This is a genomic window from Pseudomonas sp. RGM2987, assembly GCF_022952855.1.
Classification (GTDB): domain Bacteria; phylum Pseudomonadota; class Gammaproteobacteria; order Pseudomonadales; family Pseudomonadaceae; genus Aquipseudomonas.
The window spans coordinates 86,963-108,830 of sequence record NZ_JALJDX010000215.1; the positions used below are offsets into that span (position 1 = coordinate 86,963).

Consider the following 21,868-nt stretch of genomic DNA (forward strand, 5'->3'; position numbering starts at 1 on the left):
TGTAACCCAGCGTACGGGCAATGCCTGGAGACGGACAAACCCGTACAATGCTTGAGTTTTGAACGCAGGATCGGCTAAAGATCCAAATCTTCGGCAACACCTGCGGTTTTCTGGATGCACCTCACAGTGGTAAAAGTAGTACCGGTTGTGCACATTCACTTTTTTACCTGCTCGTGATGGGCAGTTTTTTATGTCATTCAACAGATGGACGCGCCTTTGGCGCAGGAAAAGAAGCGTTTTGAAGAAATCCACCGCAGCACCCAAAACAGTCGTTCCGCTCTGGCGCCAGCAATTGCACTACCGGCTCAAGGAAGGTGCGTTGATCGCCATCGGGGCCTTGTGCCTGTTCCTGATGATGGCCTTGCTGACCTATGGCAAGGACGATCCGGGCTGGAGCCATAACAGCAAGATCGACGACGTGCAGAATTTCGGCGGTCCGGCCGGTTCCTACAGCGCCGATATCCTGTTCATGGTGCTGGGCTACTTCGCCTACATCTTCCCGCTGCTGCTGGCGATCAAGGCTTACCAGATCTTCCGCCAGCGCCACGAGCCCTGGCAGTGGAGCGGCTGGTTGTTTTCCTGGCGCTTGATCGGCCTGGTGTTCCTGGTGTTGTCGGGGGCCGCGCTGGCCCATATCCATTTCCACGCGCCCACTGGCCTGCCGGCCGGGGCGGGCGGTGCGCTGGGGGAAAGCCTCGGCGACCTGGCCCGCAATGCCCTGAACATCCAGGGCAGCACGCTGCTGTTCATCGCACTGTTTTTGTTCGGCCTGACGGTGTTCACCGACTTGTCGTGGTTCAAGGTCATGGACGTGACCGGCAAGATCACCCTCGACCTGTTCGAATTGATCCAGGGCGCCGTGAATCGCTGGTGGGCGGCGCGCACCGAGCGCAAGCAGCTGGTGGCGCAACTGCGTGAAGTCGATGATCGCGTCCATGATGTGGTTGCGCCGACGGTGCCGGACAAGCGTGAGCAGGCCAAGGTCAAGGAGCGCCTGATCGAGCGTGAGCAGGCCTTGAGCAAGCACATGTCCGAGCGCGAGAAGCAGGTGCCGCCGGTCATCACCATGGCCCCGGCCAAGGCGCCGGAGCAGAGCAAGCGCGTGCAGAAAGAGAAACAGGCGCCGCTGTTCGTCGACAGTGCGGTGGAAGGTACCTTGCCGCCGATCTCGATCCTGGACCCGGCCGAGAAGAAACAGCTCAATTATTCCCCTGAATCCCTGGCGGCCGTCGGTCACCTGCTCGAGATCAAGCTCAAGGAGTTCGGGGTCGAGGTCTCGGTGGACTCGATCCACCCGGGTCCGGTCATTACCCGTTACGAGATCCAGCCCGCCGCCGGCGTGAAGGTCAGCCGCATCGCCAACCTCGCCAAGGACCTGGCGCGGTCCCTGGCCGTGACCAGCGTGCGCGTGGTGGAAGTGATCCCCGGCAAGACCACCGTGGGTATCGAGATCCCCAACGAAGACCGGCAGATCGTGCGCTTCTCCGAAGTGCTGTCGACGCCCGAGTATGACAACCACAAGTCGCCGGTCACCCTGGCCCTGGGCCACGACATCGGCGGCAAGCCGGTCATCACCGACCTGGCGAAGATGCCCCACCTGCTGGTGGCCGGTACCACCGGTTCCGGTAAGTCGGTGGGGGTGAACGCAATGATCCTGTCGATCCTGTTCAAGTCCGGCCCGGAAGACGCCAAGCTGATCATGATCGATCCGAAGATGCTCGAACTGTCGATCTACGAAGGCATCCCGCACCTGCTGTGCCCGGTCGTCACCGACATGAAGGACGCCGCCAACGCCCTGCGCTGGAGCGTCGCCGAGATGGAGCGCCGCTACAAGCTGATGGCGAAGATGGGCGTGCGCAACCTGTCGGGCTTCAACGCCAAGGTCAAGGAGGCCGAAGAGGCCGGCACGCCCTTGAGCGACCCGCTGTACCACCGCGAGAACATCCACGACGAAGCGCCGCTGCTGCACAAGCTGCCGACCATCGTGGTGGTGGTGGACGAATTCGCCGACATGATGATGATCGTCGGCAAGAAGGTTGAAGAACTGATCGCCCGTATCGCCCAGAAGGCCCGGGCGGCGGGGATCCACCTGATCCTGGCGACCCAGCGGCCGTCGGTGGATGTGATCACCGGCCTGATCAAGGCCAACATTCCGACCCGGATGGCGTTCCAGGTGTCGAGCAAGATCGACTCGCGGACCATCATCGACCAGGGCGGTGCCGAGCAACTGCTGGGTCACGGTGACATGCTCTACATGCCGCCGGGCACCAGCCTGCCGATCCGGGTCCACGGCGCGTTCGTCTCCGACGATGAAGTGCATCGCGTGGTGGAAGCCTGGAAACTGCGTGGCGCCCCGGAATACAACGACGACATCCTCAACGGTGTCGAAGAGGCTGGCAGCGGCTTCGAGGGCAGCGGCGGCGGCGGTGAAGACGATGCCGAAACCGATGCGCTCTACGACGAAGCGGTGCAGTTCGTCCTGGAAAGCCGCCGGGCCTCGATTTCCGCCGTCCAGCGCAAGCTCAAGATCGGCTACAACCGCGCCGCACGCATGATCGAAGCCATGGAAATGGCCGGGGTCGTGACGGCCATGAACACCAACGGTTCGCGCGAAGTTCTCGCGCCGGGCCCGATGCGCGATTAACGACCGGGTGGCCTGGCCGCTCGACCCCCACGACTTCATGAGGACTCCCATGCGCCTGATTCGCATGTTGCTGTTGCCCGTACTGGCCCTGACCACTTTGTCGGCTCAAGCCAACGAAAAGGACGTGGCTCGCCTGACCCAGCTACTGGACGGCTCCAAGACCCTGACCGCACGCTTTTCCCAGTTGACCCTGGACGGCAGCGGCACCCAATTGCAGGAAACCGCCGGCGACATGGCCTTGCAGCGTCCCGGCCTGTTCTACTGGCACACCGACGCACCGGCCGAGCAGTTGATGGTGTCCGACGGCCAGAAAGTCTCCCTGTGGGACCCGGACCTGGAACAGGTCACCATCAAGAAACTCGACCAGCGCCTGACCCAGACCCCGGCGCTGCTGCTGTCTGGTGATATTTCCAAGATCAGCGAGAGTTTCGACATCAGCGCCAAGGAAGCGGGCGGGGTAATCGACTTCACCCTCAAGCCCAAGACCAAGGACAGCCTGTTCGACAGCCTGCGCCTGTCGTTTCGCAACGGCCTGGTCAATGACATGCAACTGATCGACAGCGTCGGCCAGCGCACCAATATCCTGTTTACCGGGGTCAAGGCCAACGAGCCGATCGCAGCGTCCAAGTTCAAGTTCGACATCCCAAAGGGTGCGGATGTGATCCAGGAATAAACACCGACCCCTTTGTGGGAGCGGGCTTGCTCGCGAATGCGGTATATCAGTCAGCATTGATGTTGAATGTTACATCGCATTCGCGAGCAAGCCCGCTCCCACATGGATCTCCGGCAGCAGGACCAAATGAGGTTGCATAAGCAGTGATGGACCTGTTTCGAATCGCCCCGATTGCCCAGCCATTGGCCGCGCGCTTGCGTGCGACCAACCTGGATGAGTACGTCGGTCAGGAGCATGTGCTCGCTCGCGGCAAGCCTCTGCGCGAAGCGCTGGAGCAGGGCGCGTTGCACTCGATGATTTTCTGGGGGCCGCCGGGTGTGGGCAAGACCACCCTGGCGCGGCTGCTGGCGGAAGTTTCGGATGCGCACTTCGAAACGGTTTCGGCGGTACTGGCGGGGGTCAAGGAAATCCGCCAGGCAGTGGAAGTCGCCAAGCAACAGGCAGGCCAGTACGGCAAGCGCACGATCCTGTTCGTTGACGAAGTGCACCGCTTCAACAAGTCTCAACAGGACGCCTTCCTGCCGTACGTCGAGGATGGCACGCTGATTTTCATCGGCGCGACCACCGAGAACCCATCGTTCGAACTCAACAATGCCTTGCTGTCCCGGGCGCGGGTTTATGTGCTCAAGAGCCTCGACGAGACCGCGATGCGCAAACTGGTGCACCGGGCGCTGACCGAGGAGCGTGGCCTGGGCAAGCGTCAGTTGAGCCTCAGCGACGAAGGTTTCCAGATGCTGTTTTCTGCCGCTGACGGTGATGGCCGGCGCCTGCTCAACCTGCTGGAAAACGCCTCGGACCTGGCTGAAGACAACAGCGAGATCGATGTCGAGCTGCTGCAAAGCCTACTGGGCGACACGCGCCGTCGTTTCGACAAGGGGGGCGAAGCGTTCTACGACCAGATCTCGGCGCTGCACAAATCCATTCGCGGCTCCAATCCCGATGCGGCCCTGTACTGGTTTGCACGAATGATCGATGGCGGTTGCGACCCGTTGTACCTGGCACGGCGGGTGGTGCGCATGGCCAGCGAGGACATCGGCAACGCCGACCCCAGGGCCCTGGGCCTGTGCCTGTCGGCCTGGGACGTGCAGGAGCGCCTCGGCAGCCCGGAAGGCGAACTCGCCGTGGCCCAGGCCATCACCTACCTGGCGTGTGCGCCGAAGAGCAACGCGGTGTATATGGGCTTCAAAGCCGCGATGCGCAGCGCCGCCGAGCACGGCTCCCTTGAAGTACCGTTGCACCTGCGCAACGCGCCGACCAAGCTCATGAAGCAGTTGGGCTACGGCGAGGAATACCGCTATGCCCATGATGAGCCCGATGCCTATGCCGCCGGTGAAGACTATTTTCCGGATGAGTTGGAACCCCAGCGCTTCTACCAGCCGGTGCCCCGGGGCCTTGAGCTGAAGATCGGCGAAAAGCTCAATCATTTGGCCCAACTCGATCGCCTGAGCCCACGCCAGCGGAGAAAACCTTGATCCCCTTGATCGTTGCAGTCTCCGCCGGCGGCGTTGCCGGTACGTTGTTGCGTTTCGCCACGGGCAACTGGATCAATGCAAATTGGCCGCGGTACTTCTATACCGCGACGCTGGCCGTTAATATCGTGGGCTGTCTGCTGATCGGCGTTCTATACGGTCTGTTTTTGATTCGCCCGGAAGTGCCCATCGAGGTGCGCGCGGGGCTGATGGTCGGCTTTCTCGGCGGCCTGACGACTTTTTCATCCTTTTCACTGGATACGGTGCGCCTGCTGGAAAGCGGGCAGGTGCCGCTGGCCCTGGGCTATGCGGCCATCAGCGTATTCGGCGGGCTGCTCGCCACCTGGGTCGGCCTGTCCCTGACCAAACTTTGATTACGAGAGAACGACATGCTCGATTCCAAACTGTTACGTAGCAACCTTCAGGACGTAGCGGACCGCCTGGCATCCCGTGGCTTTGCCCTGGACGTCGCGCGCATCGAAGCGCTGGAAGAACAGCGCAAGACCGTCCAGACCCAGACTGAAAAGCTGCAAGCCGAGCGTAACGCGGTCTCCAAAAGCATTGGCCAGGCCAAGCAGCGCGGCGAAGACATTGCGCCCTTGATGGCGAATGTCGAGAACATGGGGACCGAGCTCAATAACGGCAAGATCGAACTGGACCGGATCCAGACCGAGCTGGATGCGATCCTGCTGGGCATTCCGAATCTGCCTCACGAGTCGGTGCCGGTCGGCGAAGACGAAGACGGCAACGTCGAAGTACGTCGCTGGGGCACGCCGAAGGCCTTTGATTTCCCGGTGCAGGACCACGTTGCCCTGGGCGAGAAGTTCGGCTGGCTGGACTTCGAAACCGCCGCCAAGCTGTCGGGTGCCCGCTTCGCCTTGCTGCGTGGGCCTATCGCCCGTCTGCACCGCGCCCTGGCGCAGTTCATGATCAACCTGCACGTCACCGAGCACGGCTACGAGGAAGCCTACACCCCGTACCTGGTCCAGGCGCCGGCGCTGCAAGGCACCGGTCAGTTGCCGAAATTCGAGGAAGACCTGTTCAAGATCGGCCGCGACGGTGAAGCCGATCTGTACCTGATCCCGACTGCCGAAGTCTCGCTGACCAACATCGTCGCCGGCGAGATCGTCGACGCCAAGCAGTTGCCGATCAAATTCGTCGCCCACACGCCGTGCTTCCGCAGTGAAGCCGGGGCGTCGGGCCGCGACACCCGTGGCATGATCCGTCAGCACCAGTTCGACAAGGTCGAGATGGTGCAGATCGTCGAGCCTTCCAAATCCATGGAAGCGCTGGAAAGCTTGACTGCCAACGCCGAGAAGGTCCTGCAACTGCTCGAACTGCCATATCGCACCCTGGCGCTGTGCACCGGCGACATGGGCTTCAGCGCGGTCAAGACCTACGACCTGGAAGTCTGGGTCCCGAGCCAGGACAAGTACCGCGAGATTTCCTCGTGCTCCAACTGCGGCGACTTCCAGGCCCGCCGCATGCAAGCGCGTTTCCGCAACCCGGAGACCGGCAAGCCGGAGCTGGTCCACACCCTCAACGGCTCCGGCCTGGCGGTGGGCCGCACCCTGGTGGCGGTGCTGGAGAACTACCAGCAGGCCGACGGCTCGATCCGCGTGCCCGAGGTGTTGAAACCCTACATGGGCGGAATCGAGGTCATCGGCTGAATGGACTACTTGCCACTGTTCCACAACTTGCGCGGCAGCCGCGTGCTGGTGGTTGGCGGCGGGGAAATTGCCTTGCGCAAGTCCCGCCTGCTGGCCGACGCCGGTGCGTTGCTGCGGGTGGTTGCACCCGACATCGAGCCGCAACTGCGGGAACTGGTCAGTGGCAGCGGCGGCGAGTGCCTGCTGCGCGGTTACTGTGAAGCGGACCTCGATGGCTGCGGCCTGATCATTGCCGCCACCGACGACGAGCCCCTCAATGCCCAGGTCTCGGCCGACGCCCACAAGCGCTGCGTGCCGGTCAACGTGGTGGACGCGCCATCGCTGTGCAGTGTGATTTTCCCGGCGATTGTCGACCGTTCGCCATTGGTGATCGCTGTGTCCAGCGGCGGTGATGCGCCAGTGCTGGCGCGGTTGATCCGGGCCAAGCTGGAAACCTGGATTCCTTCGACCTATGGCCAACTGGCCGGGTTGGCGGCGCGTTTTCGCAGTCAGGTCAAAAGCCTGTTTCCCGATGTGCAGCAGCGCCGGGCATTCTGGGAAGACGTGTTCCAAGGCCCGATTGCCGACCGGCAGTTGGCTGGGCAGGGCGCCGAGGCCGAGCGCCTGCTACGGGAAAAAATTGCCGGCCAGGCGCCGCAAGCACCGGGCGAAGTCTATCTGGTGGGCGCTGGGCCGGGTGATCCGGACCTGCTGACCTTCCGCGCCCTGCGCTTGATGCAGCAGGCGGATGTGGTGCTTTACGATCGTCTGGTGGCGCCGGCGATTCTCGAGCTGTGCCGGCGTGACGCCGAACGGGTCTATGTCGGCAAGCGTCGCTCCGAACACGCCGTGCCTCAGGACCAGATCAACCAGCAACTGGTGGACCTGGCCCGGCAAGGCAAGCGCGTGGTGCGGTTGAAGGGCGGCGATCCGTTCATCTTCGGTCGTGGCGGGGAGGAGATCGAGGAACTGGCGGCCCATGGCATTCCTTTCCAGGTGGTCCCGGGCATCACCGCCGCCAGTGGCTGCGCGGCGTACGCCGGGATTCCGCTGACCCATCGCGACTATGCCCAATCGGTGCGCTTCATCACCGGCCACCTCAAGGACGGCAGCAGCGACCTGCCGTGGGCAGACCTGGTCTCGCCTGCCCAGACCTTGGTGTTCTACATGGGGTTGGTGGGGTTGCCGATGATCTGCGAGGAGTTGATCAAGCATGGTCGCGCGGCGGATACCCCGGCGGCGTTGATCCAGCAAGGCACGACGTCCAATCAGCGAGTGTTCACGGGCACCCTGGCGGATTTGCCTCAGTTGGTGGCCGAGCATGAAGTCCACGCGCCGACTTTGGTGATCGTTGGGGAAGTGGTGCAGTTGCGCGAGAAACTGGCGTGGTTCGAGGGGGCGCAGGGGCAGGCCTGAAGACCGCGTCGGGCCCTTCGCGAGCAAGCCCGCTCCCACACTGGGCCGTGTATAGCCACAGATTCATGGTTGAACAACGATCCAATGTGGGAGCGGGCTTGCTCGCGAACGCTCCAGATCAGCAGCATCGTCGTCGACTGATCCACCGCCATCGCGAGCAAGCTCGGCTCCCACAGGGATCTTTGGCACACTGAAGATCCCCTGTGGGAACGATCTCATTGATGCTGCCAGATTCCTTTCCCACTCAACCGCTCCCGATCATGGGCCCCGGTGAAATCCTGCTGCGGCCCCTTCGGCACGATCCCGTTGGGGTTGATGGTCTTGTGGCTGCCGTAGTAATGCCGCTGGATATGGGTGAAATCCACGGTCTCGGCAATGCCCGGCCATTGATACAGCTCGCGCAGCCAGTTCGACAGGTTCGGGTAGTCGGCGATGCGTCGCAGGTTGCATTTGAAGTGGCCGAAATACACCGCGTCGAAGCGGATGAGCGTGGTGAACAACCGGATGTCGGCCTCGGTCAGGTATTCGCCGGCCAGGTAGCGTCGGGTCGCGAGCAATGCTTCGAGCCGGTCCAGCTCGGCAAACAGTCCGTCGAACGCTTCTTCGTAGGCTGCCTGGGTGGTGGCGAATCCGGCGCGGTAGACACCGTTGTTCACCGCCGGGTAGATCCGTGCGTTCAGTGTGTCGATTTCACTGCTTAAATGTTCGGGGTACAAGTCCAGGTCGTTGCCGGTCAAGTCGTTGAACGCGCTGTTGAACATGCGGATGATTTCCGCCGATTCATTGTTGACGATGCGCTGCTGGTGCTTGTCCCACAGCGCCGGCACGGTGACGCGGCCGGTGTAGTCCGGGGTGTCGGCGGTGTAGCGCTGGTGCAGGAAGCGCAGGTCGTCCAGTTTGTCGCCGGTGGAGCCGTGGGCCTTGTCGAAGGTCCAGCCGTTTTCCAGCATCAGGTAGCTGACCACAGAGACGTCGATCAGGTCTTCCAGGCCTTTGAGCTTGCGAAAGATCAGCGTGCGGTGGGCCCAGGGGCAGGCCAGGGACACGTACAAATGGTAGCGCCCGGCCTCGGCGGCAAAGCCACTCTCGCCGGACGGTCCGGCACTGCCATCGGCGGTGATCCAGTGCCGGCGTTGCGCCTGTTCGCGCTGGAAGGTGCCGTCCTTGCTTTCGTACCACTGGTCCTGCCAGCGGCCTTCGACCAATAAACCCATCTCGATCTCCTCGACCCGTAAACGTTGGAGGCGAGTCTATTCCGATAGGTTCGAACAAAAAGCGCAAAGGTTAGGGGTTAATGATCGGTTAAATCGAACGGTCTCGGGCGTCCCAATACTGCCGGGCTTTGTCGAACGCTTCGTCGCGGGTATCGCCCAGGCCACGCAGGGCCAACGCCATGGTGGCGATCAGTGCCAGTTGCGGGTAGCTGTCCTGCACGTCACCGCGCCAAATGGCTTTGAGGTGTTCGGGGTCGAGGCTTTCCGGCTTGACGTGGCGCTGCTCGGACAGTCGCGGCCATTCTTCGTCCCAACTGACGCCGCCGCGGGTGCCGTAAAGGTGACTGTCGGCATCCGGGTTGATCTCGATTTCGCCACCGTCACCCTTGATCACAATCGCTGTGTCGCCCAGCAAGCCACTGGCTTCGCGGTGCACGGCCTGGTAGCCCGGATGGAAGATGCTCTGCAAGCCGCAACGGGCGCCCAGCGGGTTGAGGATCCGCGCCAGGGAGTGGATCGGCGAGCGCAGACCCAGCGTGTTGCGCAGGTCGATCATCCGCTGCATCCGGGGTGCCCAATCCACCAGCGGCATGAAGGCCAGGCCGCCGTGGTCCAGGGCGCTGCCGACTTGCTGCCAGTCGCGGCACAGCGGGATTTGCAGAAAACCCAGCAACTGTTCGGTGTAGAGCCGACCCGCCGTATGGGCGCCGCCGCCGTGCATGAAGATCCGCACGCCGCTCTGCCCAAGGCACTTGGCCGCCAGCAGATACCACGGCAGATGGCGCTTCTTGCCGGCGTAGGTCGGCCAGTCGAGGTCCACGTTCAGCGTCGGCACGGCCAGGCGTTCGCGCAGGGCCTCAGCAAAGCCGGCCATTTCCTCGGCGCTTTCTTCCTTGTGCCGCAACAGCATCAGGAATGCACCGAGCTGGGTGTCCTCGACTTTGTCGTCGAGGACCAGGCCCATCGCTTCGCGGGCTTCGTCGCGGGTCAGGTCGCGGGCGCCGCGCTTGCCTTTGCCAAGGATGCGCACGAATTGGGCAAATGGATGTTCGGCCGGGGTTTCAAGGGTCAGCGATGGGAAGTCGGTCATAGGCAATTCGTCGGTTTGGGCAGGCCGGCCAGTTTGGCGGCGAGTTTGGCGGGAGTGCCTTTGAACAAGCGGTTCAGGTGCAGACTGTTGCCCTTGTCCGCGCCCAGTTTCAGCGCCGTGTATTTGATCAGCGGCCGGGTCGCGGGGGAGAGCTGGAATTCATCGTAGAAGCCGCGCAGCAGTTCGAGGATTTCCCAGTGCTCGGAACTCAACTCGATGTCTTCGGCGGCCGCCAGGGCGCTGGCGACTTCGGCGGACCAGTCCTCCAGGTCGGCCAGGTAGCCGTCCTTGTCCAGCGCGATGGCACGGTCGCCTACGTTCAGCGTGTTCATAGCCAGGTGTTGACCTTGTCATGGCGGATCGACAACTCGACGAAGGCCGGGTAATCGATGGCTTCGGCCCAGTCGGGCGCTTGCAAGGCCCGGGCCTGAATATCTTCGGCCATTACGAACAGTTTCAGTCCGCTGCCTTGCAGTGTGTCAAACGGCACGCTGCCAGGTTGCAGGGCATACGTCGCATCGCCGCACAGCAGCAGGGCATCCTGCTCGCCCAGGACCCGCAGGCAACTGGCGAGGCGGCTGTCGCCGAAGGGGGAATGAGACAACACGTGCAGAGTCGACATCAGAGGGTGATCACCTGGTCGTAACGGTCAATGAGTTGGGTGATGTGCGCCGCGCTCAGTACTTTTATGGCGTCCAGCGCCAGCGTATCGGTGGCGACGCCGCGTTCCCTGGCGCTGTCGGCGCAGACAAACAGGTCCTCGACACCGAACATGGGCAACGCCTGCAGGTTCGCGCTCAGGTCCTTTTGCTGCAAGGCCTTGGCGTTTTGCCCCGCCAGCAACTGGAACACCCCGTCATCGAGAAACAACAGGCCGATGGGCAAGTCGAACGCACCACCGGCCAGCACGATGTCCAGTGCCTCACGGGCACCGGGGCCGGACCAGGGTGCCTGACGGCTGATCAGCAATAAAGACTTGGCCATCATGCGCCTCCAAAACAGATCAAACGGTCGGCGTCCTGGATCGCATCGTGCAGTTGGCCCAGCCCGGACAGGGCCCAGGGGGCTTCGACGCTGACGGCCGAACGCTGGTAGCGCTGGGCTTCTTCGCCGTTCAGCACGCCACGGCGCAACGCCGCCGCGATGCAGACCACGCCGTCGAGCTGGTGGTCGCTGACAAACGTGCGCCACTGCTGGGGCAGGTCCTGTTCATCCTGGGGCGTTACGACGCTGGCCGAGGCGTTATAGACGCCGTCCTGATAGAAAAACAGCCGCACGATCTCATGCCCACCCGCCAACGCCGCCTGGGCAAACAGCAAGGCACGGCGCGAGGAGGGCGCATGGGCGGCGGAAAACAGCGCGATGGCGAACTTCATGACAGACCCGATCAGCAAAACTGCGGCCATGATAAAGCTTTATGGACGGTGGGGCGATTGCCGGGGAGGTTGGGATGATGTTCTAGTGTGGCGAGGGGGCTCTGTGGCGAGGGAGCTTGCTCCCGTTGGGGCGCGCAGCGGCCCCAAAACCTCTTAAGACAATATGAATTGGGGACTGCTTCGCAGCCCAGCGGGAGCAAGCTCCCTCGCCACAGAGGCCCAGTGTTCTCAAAAGGGCTCAGTGTTCGGTTTTGAGGCCGTGCAACTCGCAATACTCTGCCCAATCCATCCCGGCCATTTCCGCCACTTCCTTGTGCACTTCCAGGCGCTGGGCCTGGTACTCCTGGGCAGAGGCGGCGGTCAGTTGCAGGGTCAGTTCCCAGGCAAACAGGCCCTGGCGTTCGGCCTCGGCTTCGAACGCTTCGTGCAGGCGCTCGGCGCGGTACTGCGCGGCGGTCTCACCCTTGGCCTGGGCCAGCAGCGGGTTGAGGTTATCCAGTTCGAGGCGCAGTTGTGGGCGCTCATCGAGAAATTTTTCCAGGGCCCGTTCGTGTTGCTGTTCGGTTGCCGCCATGGTGACTCCTTGATTGAAGACCCACAGGTTGCGCGAATCGCCGGCTGCTGTCGCGGGTAATTTTCAGTAAAGCAGCGCGATGGTTCGGGTCGCAATGCTACAGTCGGTTTTTTTCGGTGAGAGAACGCAATGCGAATGTTGACGGTGGCCCTGGCCGCGACCCTGCTGGTCGGCTGCGCCGGTTCGGCGATGAACCAGGCCCGGACCCAGGCCCCTTACAAGACCCTGACCTCGGACAAAACCGAACAGGTCGTCGCCCAGTGCGTGCAGTTTTCCTGGCAGGACGAAGCCGTGTTCGGCGTCGATGCCGCCGCCTACCTGCAACCCGGTGAGAAAGGTGGCCTGACGGTGTACACCCGCTCGGCCGAATCGTTTGTCGATGTTCAAGCCGGTGCCAACGGCACCACGTTGAACTACTACGCCCAGCATGACGACTTCGTCGCCAAGCGCCGGTTGGCGGCGTTGGCGACTTGTTTGTAAACAGCTCGGAGCAACACGATCGAATGTGGGAGCGGGCTTGCTCGCGAATGCGGTGTGTCAGTAGTCCATTTGCAAGCTGATACACCGCTTTCGCGAGCAAGCCCGCTCCCACAGGGGATGGTGTTTCAGTTAGACATTTACAGGCGCTTCTGGAAGAAAAAGTGCTGATGGCCCGGCGGGTAATCGTCGATCTGGCCGATTTCCGTAAAACCGTGTTTTCTGTAGAACACCGGCGCCTGGAAATCGAAGGTGTCCAACCACATGCCCACGCAGCCCTTCTCACGGGCGTACTCCTCGGCCATTTGCATCAGGCTCGAACCAGTCCCCTGGCCCCGGGCCTGCTCCGGCACCACCAGCAACTCGATATACAGCCAACGGAAAAACACCCGCCCGTAGAGGCCGCCGACCACTTCATCGCTCCGTTCGTCCCGCACCAGCCAGGCGACGAGTTCGGGTACCGTACCGCCGGTCTTGGCTGTGTTATAGGCGCGCAGCGGCGCGAGAATGGCCTGGCGTTCTTCGTCGGTTGGAGCGTCCGTACGTTCGATTCGTAGCGTCATCGGCATTATCCATATGCGGGGGAATGATCTGCGCGAGACTATCGCAACAGGCACATTCGGCAAACCCGGCCATACTGCCTAGGTCCCAAAACAAGAAGAGACCTGACTCATGAAGTTCGAATACTTGGCCCGGACCCTCATCGCCACGTCCCTGACCCTCAGTTGCCTTAACGCCCAGGCCGCCTCCCAGGCGCCAGTGGCTGCCGAGAATGGCATGGTGGTCACCGCGCAGCACTTGGCGACCCACGTCGGCGTCGATGTCCTCAAGAACGGCGGCAACGCCGTGGATGCGGCGGTGGCGGTGGGGTATGCCCTGGCGGTGGTGTATCCAGCGGCGGGTAACCTGGGAGGCGGCGGCTTCATGACGCTGCAACTGGCCGACGGCCGCAAGACCTTCCTGGACTTCCGCGAAAAAGCGCCCCTGGCCGCCACGGCCAACATGTATCTGGACAAGGACGGTAACGTCGTCCCCGACCTCAGCACTCGCGGGCACTTGGCAGTGGGCGTACCCGGCACTGTGTCCGGCATGGAACTGGCGTTGCAGAAGTACGGCAGCAAGCCACGGGCGGAACTGATCGCCCCGGCCATCCGTCTGGCCGAGGAAGGCTTCACCCTGGAGCAGGGTGATGTCGACCTGCTGGAAACCGCCACCGATGTGTTCAAGAAGGACATGCGCGACTCCGGCGCCATCTTCCTGCACAACGGCGAGCCGATGCAGGTCGGCCAGAAACTGGTGCAGAAAGACCTCGCCAAGACCCTGCGGGAAATCTCCAGCAAGGGCGCCGATGGCTTCTATAAAGGTTGGGTCGCCGATGCGCTGGTGACGTCCAGCCAGGCCAACAAAGGCATCATCACCCAGGCCGACCTGGACAAGTACAAGACTCGCGAACTGGCCCCGGTGGAGTGTGACTATCGCGGCTACCACATCGTTTCCGCGCCGCCGCCCAGTTCCGGCGGGGTGGTGCTGTGCCAGATCATGAACATCCTCGACGGTTACCCGATGAAGGACCTGGGGTTTCATTCGGCCCAGGGCATGCACTACCAGATCGAAGCCATGCGCCACGCCTACGTGGACCGCAACAGCTACCTGGGTGACCCGGATTTCGTGACGAATCCCATCGACCATCTGCTGGACAAGGACTACGCCGCCAAGCTGCGCGCGGCCATCGACCCGCAAAAGGCGGGCGATTCGCAGAAGATCAAGCCCGGCGTGGCCCCCCATGAGGGCAGCAACACCACGCATTACTCGATCGTCGACCAGTGGGGTAACGCGGTGTCCGTCACCTACACCCTCAACGACTGGTTCGGTGCCGGCGTGATGGCGAGCAAGACCGGGGTCATCCTCAACGATGAAATGGACGACTTTACCGCCAAGGTCGGCGTGCCGAATATGTATGGCCTGGTGCAGGGCGAGGCCAATGCCATTGCTCCGGGCAAGGCGCCGCTGTCGTCGATGAGCCCGACCATCGTCACCAAGGACGGCAAGACGGTCATGGTAGTCGGCACCCCGGGTGGCAGCCGGATCATCACCGCGACCTTGCTGACCATCCTCAACGTGATCGACTATGGCATGAACCTGCAGGAAGCGGTGGATGCGCCGCGTTTCCACCAACAGTGGATGCCCGAGGAGACCAACCTGGAAACTTTCGCGGCCAGCCCGGACACGCAAAAGATCCTGGAAAGCTGGGGCCATAAGTTTGCCGGCCCACAGGACCCCAACCACATTGCCGCGATCCTGGTCGGCGCGCCGTCGCTGGGTGGCAAGCCGGTGGGCAAGAATCGTTTCTACGGGGCCAACGATCCACGTCGCAGCACCGGGCTGTCGTTGGGGTATTGATGGAAGGCGTAATCCACGCCCACTTCGGAGAGGGAATTCATGAACGCTGCCTTGCTGATCATCGACGTCCAGAGCGCACTGTGCGCGGGAGAAGAGGCCTGCTTCGACATTCAGCGCGTGATCCGCACCATCAACGATCTCAGCACCCGGGCCAGAGCCGCCGATTCAACGGTGATCCTGATCCAGCATGAAGAGCTGGAGGGCTCGCTGCAGTACAACACGACCGGTTGGCAACTGGCTGACGGCTTGCTCACCGCTGCCGATGACTTGCGGGTGCGCAAGACCACGCCGGACGCGTTCTACCAGACCGACCTGCTGTCGCTGCTGCAAGCCCGCGAGATCGATCGGCTGGTGGTCTGCGGGCTGCAAACCGACTACTGCGTCAATGCCACGGTGCGTCAGGCCCATGCCCTGGGGTACGACGTGGTGCTGGCGGCCGATGCCCACTCCACCGTGGACAACGGCATGACGGCGGAGCAGATCATCGCCAACCACAACAATCGGTTGGGGCGCCTGAGCAGCGCGGTGTCGCGGATTGATGTGGTGCCGGCGGCTGAGATTCGTCTCTAACCTGGATCCCCGCAACCCCTGTGGCGAGGGGATTTATCCCCGTTGGGCTGCGAAGCAGCCCCAATACTCGCCCCTGTGGTTTACCAGGCATAGCGAGGCGTCTGGTAAGGGCTGCTCCGCAGCCAGCGGGGATAAATCCCCTCGCCACAAAGGGGCCCCGTGGCCCAATCTCAAGGCGCCCCAAACACCATCGTCCAGTAAATCCCCGCATCGCTGCGCGAATCGCTGGCGGATGCCGCGCCCATTTGGGTGAACATCGGGTTCATCAGGTTGGCGCAGTGGCCGGGGCTGGCGAGCCAGTCGCGCATCGCCTGGTTCGGCGAGCCTTGCCCGGCGGCGATGTTCTCGCCGATCTTGCGTCCACGAAAACCGGCACCCTTGGCCCGATCGGCGACGGAGCGGCCGTCCGGGTCGCGGTGGGCGAAATAGTTGTCCCGCGCCATTGCCCGGCTGTGCCCCTGGGCGGCGGTTCCGAGTGCGGCATTCCAGCTCAGTGGGCGGGCGGCGGCGAAGCGTTGACCACCACACATCCGTGATCGGGCCCGGGCGGCGTTGACCTGGGCCAACAACGATTTATCCGAAGAGGCCACATCGCTCGCCCGGGCACCGCCCATGGGCTGTGCCAGGACCACCCGCCATTCGTCACCGACTCGGTTGATGCCAATGTCAGCGTACTGGTTGTCCAGCAGGGCTGAGCAGTGCTCGTCCGTCAGCAGGTCGAAAGCTTCCTCGGCGTCCCGGGCATCGGTCAGGCGAATGCTGCGCACGGCCCGGGCTTGATAGCCGGCGTCCTTCAAGGTTTCCCGCAGGCCGCCGCGAAAGCCGATCGGCAAGGCCAGGCTGGAGCGTAGCGCCAGGGGCGGCGTGGCGCGCATCGTGCGCCATTCACAACGCCGGGATTGGCTGCGGTAATCGTTGATCGCCTCCAGCAGTTGCCCTTCGCCCCGGGCCTGGACGGGGCTGGCAAACAAGGGAAGCAGGGTGATGAGGCAAAGCGAAGCGAGACGGCAGGAGCGAACACTGTGGCGCATGGACGAACGGCTCGGGAGGGGGAGTTGCCATGGCGCCAGGCATGGCGCCGATCAACCGCAAGACGCATCGCCTGGATCGGCGAGGTGTTGCGGCTGGGGTAGGACTGTGGCTTTGAAAACAAGTTTCAGCAGGGCTGATACTTATCTCGAAGCCTTCGCCGGCCCGCTTTTGTGGCGAGGGGATTTATCCCCGCTGGGCTGCGAAGCAGCCCCAAAGCCAGTCAACTCGATAAACCTGGCGTACCGCGTCAGACAATTTGGGACTGCTGCGCAGTCCAACGGGGATAAATCCCCTCGCCACAGGGGTGTGTTCAGTCAGGTCAGTTACCCGCAGCCGCTCCCGCAGCAGGCATCTCAACCCGTTCAGCCTTGCGATAAGTCAGCAACACGATCCCGGTGATCACAATCGCGCCGCCGAGCACCTGGCCCGGGTTGAGCATCTGGTCCAGCACCAGCCAACCGATCAGCAGCGTTGCCAGCGGCTCGATGTTCATCACCGGGGCATTGCGGGGCATGTCCAGGCGCGGCACGGAAATGAACAGCACGATGAACCCGGTGCCGTAGAGCACCACCAGTGTCGCGAGGGCGAACCAACCGGTGCTGCTGGCCGGCAGGTCGAAGCCGCCGGGGAGGGCGCCGGTCAGGCCGGCGAGGTTGACGCTGCTGAATACGATGAAGATCGTCAACAGACTGCGCACCGAGCCGCGTACCTGGGACAACTTATGATCGGTGATCCACAGTGCACAGGCGAATACGCAGGCGGCGCAGAACGCCAGGCCGACGCCCAGCAGCCATTGCGGGCCGACCTGCTGCTCGGACGACAGCCGGTCCGGCACCTCCAGCACAAACACCAGGCCCACCAGGATCATACCCATCAACGCGGCGGTGCGAGCGGTCGGTCGCGGCCCGCCCAACGCCCAGGTCAACAGGGCCAGCAGGATCGGGAAGACGTTGCCCACCAGCAATGCCAAGGCCACCGGCACCCTCGCCACGGCGGAGTACAGACACAGGCTTTGCGCACCGATCAACAGCCCCAGGGTCAATTGCCAGCGCCAGGCACCGGCCGGCAGACGCAGGCTCTGGCGTTGCCACAATACCAACGCCGCCAGCACCAGCAGCGTGCCCCCCGAGCGCAGCAGAATCGCCAGCAGCACACCCGCGCCATCATCGAACGCCGCCCGGGCGGCGACATGATTACCGGCGAAGGCGCAGCCCATGCAGAGCAGGACAAGCACCGCGAGATGGCGGGGCAATGGGGTGGGCGCAGCAGGGGATTGATTCATGGCAGGGTTTCTCTAAGGCAAGCCACCAAGGTCATCCTCGGTGTGGTTTTAATTATCGGTTGTCGTACAACATCGAAATTTGTACCGCATATGATCCTCAGGGACAAGCGGATCCCCGAAGCCGCCGTGGGAGCAAGGCTTGCCCGCGACAGCGGTGACCAGCCAATACAGATCGACTGACTTGCCTCATCGCGAGCAAGCGTTGCTCCTGAAATGGAGGCTTGATTGACCGGCATCAGGCGCATGGCCCTGGTGTGAAAATGGCGCGCGCTTGTTGGCCCCGTTTGCTGTACAACAACTTCATCTGAACCGACGGGCCGGCAGACCGTTGCGTTGTTTCACAGCTTCTGCGCCCTTGGTTCTCCTCTTTCCTTGCGGAGCACTCCATGCGGCTGGCTGACTTCATTGAGCAGAATCTCGAATCGATCCTCCAGGCCTGGGAGGATTTTGCCCGCACCCTGGCGCCGGCTTCCGACAACATGGACGCCGAGGCACTGCGCGACCATGCCGAGCAGATGCTGCGCACCATTGCCGCTGACCTGCGTACGGACCAGACTCGCCAGCAACGCATTGCCAAGTCCCATGGAGCGGCGCCGGCGACGGAGGGTGAGAGCGCCGCCGAAACCCATGCGATCATTCGCCAGTCGTCGGGCTTTACGGTCGACCAGATGGTGTCGGAATACCGCGCGCTGCGCACCAGCGTGCTGATGCTCTGGATGCCCCGGACCTCGCTGGCCGACGAGCACGCCATCGGCGACATCATGCGTTTCAACGAAGCGGTGGACCAGGCCCTGGCGGAGTCTGTCGTCAGTTATTCGGCTGCGGTAGACGCGGCGCGCAATATCTTTCTCGGGATCCTGGGGCACGATCTGCGCAGTCCATTGGGCGCAATCTTGCTCAGTTCTGAAGTGTTGTTGCGCGCCGTTGACCTGCCGGCCAGGACCACCAAGATCGCCTCGCGCATCTACACCAGTGTCAAGCGAGCTACGAAGATTGCCGGGGACTTGTTGGACTTCACCCGCACTCAGTTGGGCACGGGCATTCCGGTCCAGCGGGTCAAAGGTGATTTGGTGAAGATCTGCGAAGGCATGGTCGAGGAAGCCCGGGCCTATCATCCGGACAGCCAGATCATTTTCGAAACGACCGGCACCTTGAGGGGGCAGTTCGACCAGGCGCGGATGGAACAAGTGTTTACCAACCTGATCGGCAACGCCGTGCAGCATGGCGACAGTAATACGCCAATCACCGTATCCCTCGAGACGCAAGGCAATATGGCGATCATCACGGTCAACAACCAAGGCCAGCCGATCGAGCAAGCGGTACTCGCCAACATTTTCGATCCCATGGTCCGAGGGGTGGGCAATGATGACGCCAAGTATGGCGCTGGGGCTGGGTTGGGGCTGGGTCTGTATATCGCCTCGGCCATTGTCTCTGCGCATCAAGGCACCATTGGGGTTCGATCTGACGCCACCTCTGGCACCACGTTCAGCGTGCGCATTCCCCTTGAGCCGCTTTGAGGGTGGAACCCAAAAGAACAGCGCCTAACTTGTACGATGTCTTATCACGGAGTAAAACTGTCGTCCCGTCCAATAATAAAATTAACGGAGACGCACGATGGATGCTTCGCAATCTGCAACCGCCGCCGATCAAGGCCGTCGGATATTCCTGAAAAAATCCCTGGTGGTCTCGGCTGCGGCCGCCACTTTAGGCAACCTGCCCGGGCTCGCCCAGGCCGAGCCCTTGAGCCAGCGTTACCCGGATCCGCTGATCAATATCCTCGACCCCAGCTTCATGGATTTGCGCATTTTCAACGCCAGCGTCGAGAAGCTCGCTACGGGCCTGCGTTGGGCAGAAGGGCCGGTGTGGGTCGGTGACGGTCGTTACCTGCTGGTCAGTGACATTCCCAATAACCGCATCGTGCGCTGGGACGAGATCACCGGCGGCCTGTCGGTGTACCGCGAGAACTCCAACTTCTCCAACGGCATGTGCCGTGACCGCCAGGGGCGGTTGCTGGTGTGCGAAGGCTCGACCACTGCCAGCGAAGGCCGGCGGGTGACCCGCACCGAGCACAACGGCAGCATCACTGTGCTCGCCGACAATTTCGAGGGCAAGCCACTCAATTCGCCTAACGATATCGTCTGCAAACGCGACGGTTCGGTCTGGTTCACTGATCCACCGTTCCAGACCGGCAACAACTACGAAGGGCACAAAGTCACGCCTGTCCAACCTCACGCGGTGTACCGCATCGACGGCGAAAGCGGCAAGGTGACCCGCGTGATCGATGACCTGGCCGGGCCGAACGGGCTGTGCTTTTCCCCGGATGAGAAAATCCTTTACGTGGTCGAAGGCCGGGCCAAGCCTAACCGGCTGGTCTGGGCCATCACCGTCAAGGACGATGGCACCCTGGGCGAGCGGCGCAAGCACATTGAAGGCTTGGATTACGCTGCCCTCGACGGGATCAAATGCGACGAAAGCGGCAACCTCTGGTGCGGCTGGGGCGGCAATGGCGACCCCAAGGCCGACCTGGAAAAGCTCGACGGCGTGCGGGTGTTCAACCCCGAAGGCAAGGCCATCGGGCACATCTCCCTGCCGGAGCGTTGCCCTAACCTGTGCTTTGGCGGACGCGAGGGCAACCGGCTGTTCATGGCCAGCAGCCATTCGCTCTACTCGCTGTTCGTAAACACCCGCGGTGCAACCTTCGTCTGATCAACCACCAACACCATCCCCTGTGGCGAGGGAGCTTGCTCCCGCTGGGCTGCGCAGCAGCCCTAAAACCTGACACCGCCGTGTGTCAGGTTGTCTTGATTCCTCTTGCGTCCGCTTCCCGCCCAGCGACAACAGGCTCCCTCGCCACCGCCGCCGAACTCCCCCGCACCGTCAACTCAAACGGCAACAACACATGCCGTTGCTCGACCGGTTTCTTCTCGATCAATGCGATCAACATCTCCACCGCTTTTTGACCAAAAGTCTCGGCGGGCTGGGAGATGGTGGTCAACGGTGGATCGCAGTACGCGGCGAACGGAATGTCATCGAAGCCCACCAGGGAAATGTCCTCAGGCACGCGCAAGCCCATCTGCTTGATGCACTTGAGCGCGCCGATGGCCATCTCGTCGTTCTCGCAAAACAGCGCACTGGGACGCTCCGCCAATTCCAGCATCGCGCCGGCACCGTCGTAACCGGCTTTCAACGTGAAGTCGCCATGGCAGATCAGGCTCGGGTCGATGGCGATGCCGGCCAGGCGCAGCGCATCCTCGTAACCGGCCACACGGTCCAGGGTCAACGGGCTGCTGCGTGGCCCCTTGATGATGCCGATGCGCCGGTGACCCAATTCGATCAAATGCTCGGTCATGGCCCGGGCTGCAGCTCGGTTGTCGAGGCTGATGGTCGGGTAGGGAGCGTGCTTGACCACTTCGCAGGCGTTGACCAGCGGCAGCGGTTCGACGCCTGGAGCGATCGATTCGAACGGGTCGCTGGCGCGCAGTTGAATCACCCCGTCCGCCTGGTGGGCATAGACCAGCGCTGCAAATTCGCGCTCGATGGCGTCACGGCCCTGGGTGTCGCACAGCAGCAAGCGATAGCCCGCCGCCTGGGCCGCCTGTTGCGCGCCACTGATGACCCGGGCGAAGAATGTGTTGGCGATGGCCGGCACCAGGATCACCAGGTTGCCGGTGCGGCGGGAGCGAAACTGCACCGCCATCAGGTTCGGTCGATAGCCGGCCTGTTCCACCGCCGCGTTGACCTTATCGCGGGTTTCGGGCAGTACGCGCTCGGGCGATTTCAGCGTTCTGGAAACCGTGGCCACCGACACACCGGCCAGCCGGGCCACTTCACGGATATTGGACAAAATCACCTCGATAAATCGCCAGGAAACGGTGGCATGGAAGGGGAGCTTACCGCAGGTCGAGCCACTGACAAATGCTCGGCGGGGTTTGACACCCAGGAAACATGAGCCTAGATTCTCGCCATGATGTAACCGGTTACATCATCATCCTGACGGGAAGA

At 62.6% G+C, this 21,868-nt stretch carries 22 protein-coding genes; 11 read left to right on the forward strand and 11 right to left on the reverse strand.

The window, feature by feature from the left end:
• Positions 1 to 238: 238 nt before the first annotated feature.
• From ftsK to cysG, 6 genes are all read left to right on the forward strand, one after another.
• A complete protein-coding gene (ftsK, locus tag RGM2987_RS21580) occupies positions 239 to 2,644 on the forward strand; it encodes a DNA translocase FtsK (RefSeq protein WP_245144848.1) in 2,406 nt (801 codons plus the stop codon).
• A gap of 49 nt (positions 2,645 to 2,693) precedes the next feature.
• Positions 2,694 to 3,317 (forward strand): outer membrane lipoprotein chaperone LolA, encoded by a 624-nt coding sequence (gene lolA / locus RGM2987_RS21585; protein WP_245144849.1) that lies wholly within the window; start codon positions 2,694 to 2,696, stop codon positions 3,315 to 3,317.
• A gap of 146 nt (positions 3,318 to 3,463) precedes the next feature.
• The gene (locus RGM2987_RS21590) at positions 3,464 to 4,789 is read left to right on the forward strand and encodes a replication-associated recombination protein A (protein ID WP_245144850.1); all 1,326 of its coding nucleotides are present in this window, start codon (positions 3,464 to 3,466) and stop codon (positions 4,787 to 4,789) included.
• Positions 4,786 to 5,160 (forward strand): fluoride efflux transporter CrcB, encoded by a 375-nt coding sequence (crcB, locus tag RGM2987_RS21595; RefSeq protein WP_245144851.1) that lies wholly within the window; start codon positions 4,786 to 4,788, stop codon positions 5,158 to 5,160. The genes RGM2987_RS21590 and crcB overlap by 4 nt, the downstream gene beginning before the upstream one ends.
• 15 nt (positions 5,161 to 5,175) lie before the next feature.
• A complete protein-coding gene (gene serS, locus RGM2987_RS21600; RefSeq protein WP_245144852.1) occupies positions 5,176 to 6,456 on the forward strand; it encodes a serine--tRNA ligase in 1,281 nt (426 codons plus the stop codon).
• Positions 6,457 to 7,851: a siroheme synthase CysG gene (gene cysG / locus RGM2987_RS21605; RefSeq protein ID WP_245144853.1), complete on the forward strand. Its 1,395-nt coding sequence runs from the start codon at positions 6,457 to 6,459 to the stop codon at positions 7,849 to 7,851.
• Positions 7,852 to 8,066: 215 nt separating this feature from the next.
• Here the strand turns inward: cysG and RGM2987_RS21610 are convergent, their stop codons facing one another.
• From RGM2987_RS21610 to RGM2987_RS21640, 7 genes are all read right to left on the reverse strand, one after another.
• On the reverse strand, positions 8,067 to 9,065 hold the full coding sequence (locus RGM2987_RS21610) for a glutathione S-transferase family protein (RefSeq protein WP_245144854.1): 999 nt from the start codon (positions 9,063 to 9,065) through the stop codon (positions 8,067 to 8,069).
• 88 nt (positions 9,066 to 9,153) lie between these two features.
• Entirely contained in the window at positions 9,154 to 10,155 is a 1,002-nt protein-coding gene (locus RGM2987_RS21615) for a glycosyl transferase family protein (protein ID WP_245144855.1), read from the reverse strand.
• The gene (locus RGM2987_RS21620) at positions 10,152 to 10,487 is read right to left on the reverse strand and encodes a TusE/DsrC/DsvC family sulfur relay protein (protein WP_245144856.1); all 336 of its coding nucleotides are present in this window, start codon (positions 10,485 to 10,487) and stop codon (positions 10,152 to 10,154) included. The genes RGM2987_RS21615 and RGM2987_RS21620 overlap by 4 nt, the downstream gene beginning before the upstream one ends.
• A complete protein-coding gene (gene tusB, locus RGM2987_RS21625; RefSeq protein ID WP_245144857.1) occupies positions 10,484 to 10,777 on the reverse strand; it encodes a sulfurtransferase complex subunit TusB in 294 nt (97 codons plus the stop codon). The genes RGM2987_RS21620 and tusB overlap by 4 nt, the downstream gene beginning before the upstream one ends.
• Positions 10,777 to 11,139, reverse strand: coding sequence for a sulfurtransferase complex subunit TusC (tusC, locus tag RGM2987_RS21630; protein ID WP_245144858.1), 363 nt, complete (start codon positions 11,137 to 11,139; stop codon positions 10,777 to 10,779). The genes tusB and tusC overlap by 1 nt, the downstream gene beginning before the upstream one ends.
• Entirely contained in the window at positions 11,139 to 11,531 is a 393-nt protein-coding gene (gene tusD / locus RGM2987_RS21635; RefSeq protein ID WP_245144895.1) for a sulfurtransferase complex subunit TusD, read from the reverse strand. The genes tusC and tusD overlap by 1 nt, the downstream gene beginning before the upstream one ends.
• Positions 11,532 to 11,769: 238 nt before the next feature.
• Entirely contained in the window at positions 11,770 to 12,105 is a 336-nt protein-coding gene (locus RGM2987_RS21640) for a DUF6388 family protein (RefSeq protein ID WP_245144859.1), read from the reverse strand.
• Between the two features lie 129 nt (positions 12,106 to 12,234).
• Between RGM2987_RS21640 and RGM2987_RS21645 the strand changes: the two genes are divergently transcribed.
• Positions 12,235 to 12,585, forward strand: coding sequence for a hypothetical protein (locus RGM2987_RS21645; protein ID WP_245144860.1), 351 nt, complete (start codon positions 12,235 to 12,237; stop codon positions 12,583 to 12,585).
• Between the two features lie 137 nt (positions 12,586 to 12,722).
• Here RGM2987_RS21645 and RGM2987_RS21650 read toward each other — a convergent pair whose 3' ends face one another.
• Positions 12,723 to 13,145 (reverse strand): GNAT family N-acetyltransferase, encoded by a 423-nt coding sequence (locus tag RGM2987_RS21650; protein WP_245144861.1) that lies wholly within the window; start codon positions 13,143 to 13,145, stop codon positions 12,723 to 12,725.
• Between the two features lie 109 nt (positions 13,146 to 13,254).
• On the opposite strand from RGM2987_RS21650, the gene ggt reads away from it, so the two are divergent.
• Positions 13,255 to 14,982 (forward strand): gamma-glutamyltransferase, encoded by a 1,728-nt coding sequence (gene ggt, locus RGM2987_RS21655; protein WP_245144862.1) that lies wholly within the window; start codon positions 13,255 to 13,257, stop codon positions 14,980 to 14,982.
• 39 nt (positions 14,983 to 15,021) lie between these two features.
• Positions 15,022 to 15,552 (forward strand): cysteine hydrolase family protein, encoded by a 531-nt coding sequence (locus tag RGM2987_RS21660; RefSeq protein ID WP_245144863.1) that lies wholly within the window; start codon positions 15,022 to 15,024, stop codon positions 15,550 to 15,552.
• A gap of 170 nt (positions 15,553 to 15,722) precedes the next feature.
• Here the strand turns inward: RGM2987_RS21660 and RGM2987_RS21665 are convergent, their stop codons facing one another.
• Positions 15,723 to 16,583 carry a CAP domain-containing protein gene (locus RGM2987_RS21665; protein ID WP_245144864.1) on the reverse strand — a complete coding sequence of 287 codons (861 nt, stop codon included), beginning with the start codon at positions 16,581 to 16,583 and terminating at the stop codon, positions 15,723 to 15,725.
• 320 nt (positions 16,584 to 16,903) lie between these two features.
• Positions 16,904 to 17,866 (reverse strand): DMT family transporter, encoded by a 963-nt coding sequence (locus RGM2987_RS21670; protein WP_280640019.1) that lies wholly within the window; start codon positions 17,864 to 17,866, stop codon positions 16,904 to 16,906.
• A gap of 386 nt (positions 17,867 to 18,252) precedes the next feature.
• Here RGM2987_RS21670 and RGM2987_RS21675 point away from each other — a divergent pair, with 386 nt between their 5' ends.
• Both RGM2987_RS21675 and RGM2987_RS21680 read left to right on the forward strand, forming a co-directional pair.
• Positions 18,253 to 19,383: a sensor histidine kinase gene (locus RGM2987_RS21675; RefSeq protein ID WP_245144865.1), complete on the forward strand. Its 1,131-nt coding sequence runs from the start codon at positions 18,253 to 18,255 to the stop codon at positions 19,381 to 19,383.
• 97 nt (positions 19,384 to 19,480) lie between these two features.
• Entirely contained in the window at positions 19,481 to 20,572 is a 1,092-nt protein-coding gene (locus tag RGM2987_RS21680) for an SMP-30/gluconolactonase/LRE family protein (RefSeq protein WP_245144866.1), read from the forward strand.
• An 85-nt stretch (positions 20,573 to 20,657) separates the two neighbouring features.
• On the opposite strand, the gene RGM2987_RS21685 is transcribed toward RGM2987_RS21680, so the two are convergent.
• Positions 20,658 to 21,710 carry a LacI family DNA-binding transcriptional regulator gene (locus RGM2987_RS21685; protein WP_245144867.1) on the reverse strand — a complete coding sequence of 351 codons (1,053 nt, stop codon included), beginning with the start codon at positions 21,708 to 21,710 and terminating at the stop codon, positions 20,658 to 20,660.
• Positions 21,711 to 21,868: the final 158 nt, after the last annotated feature.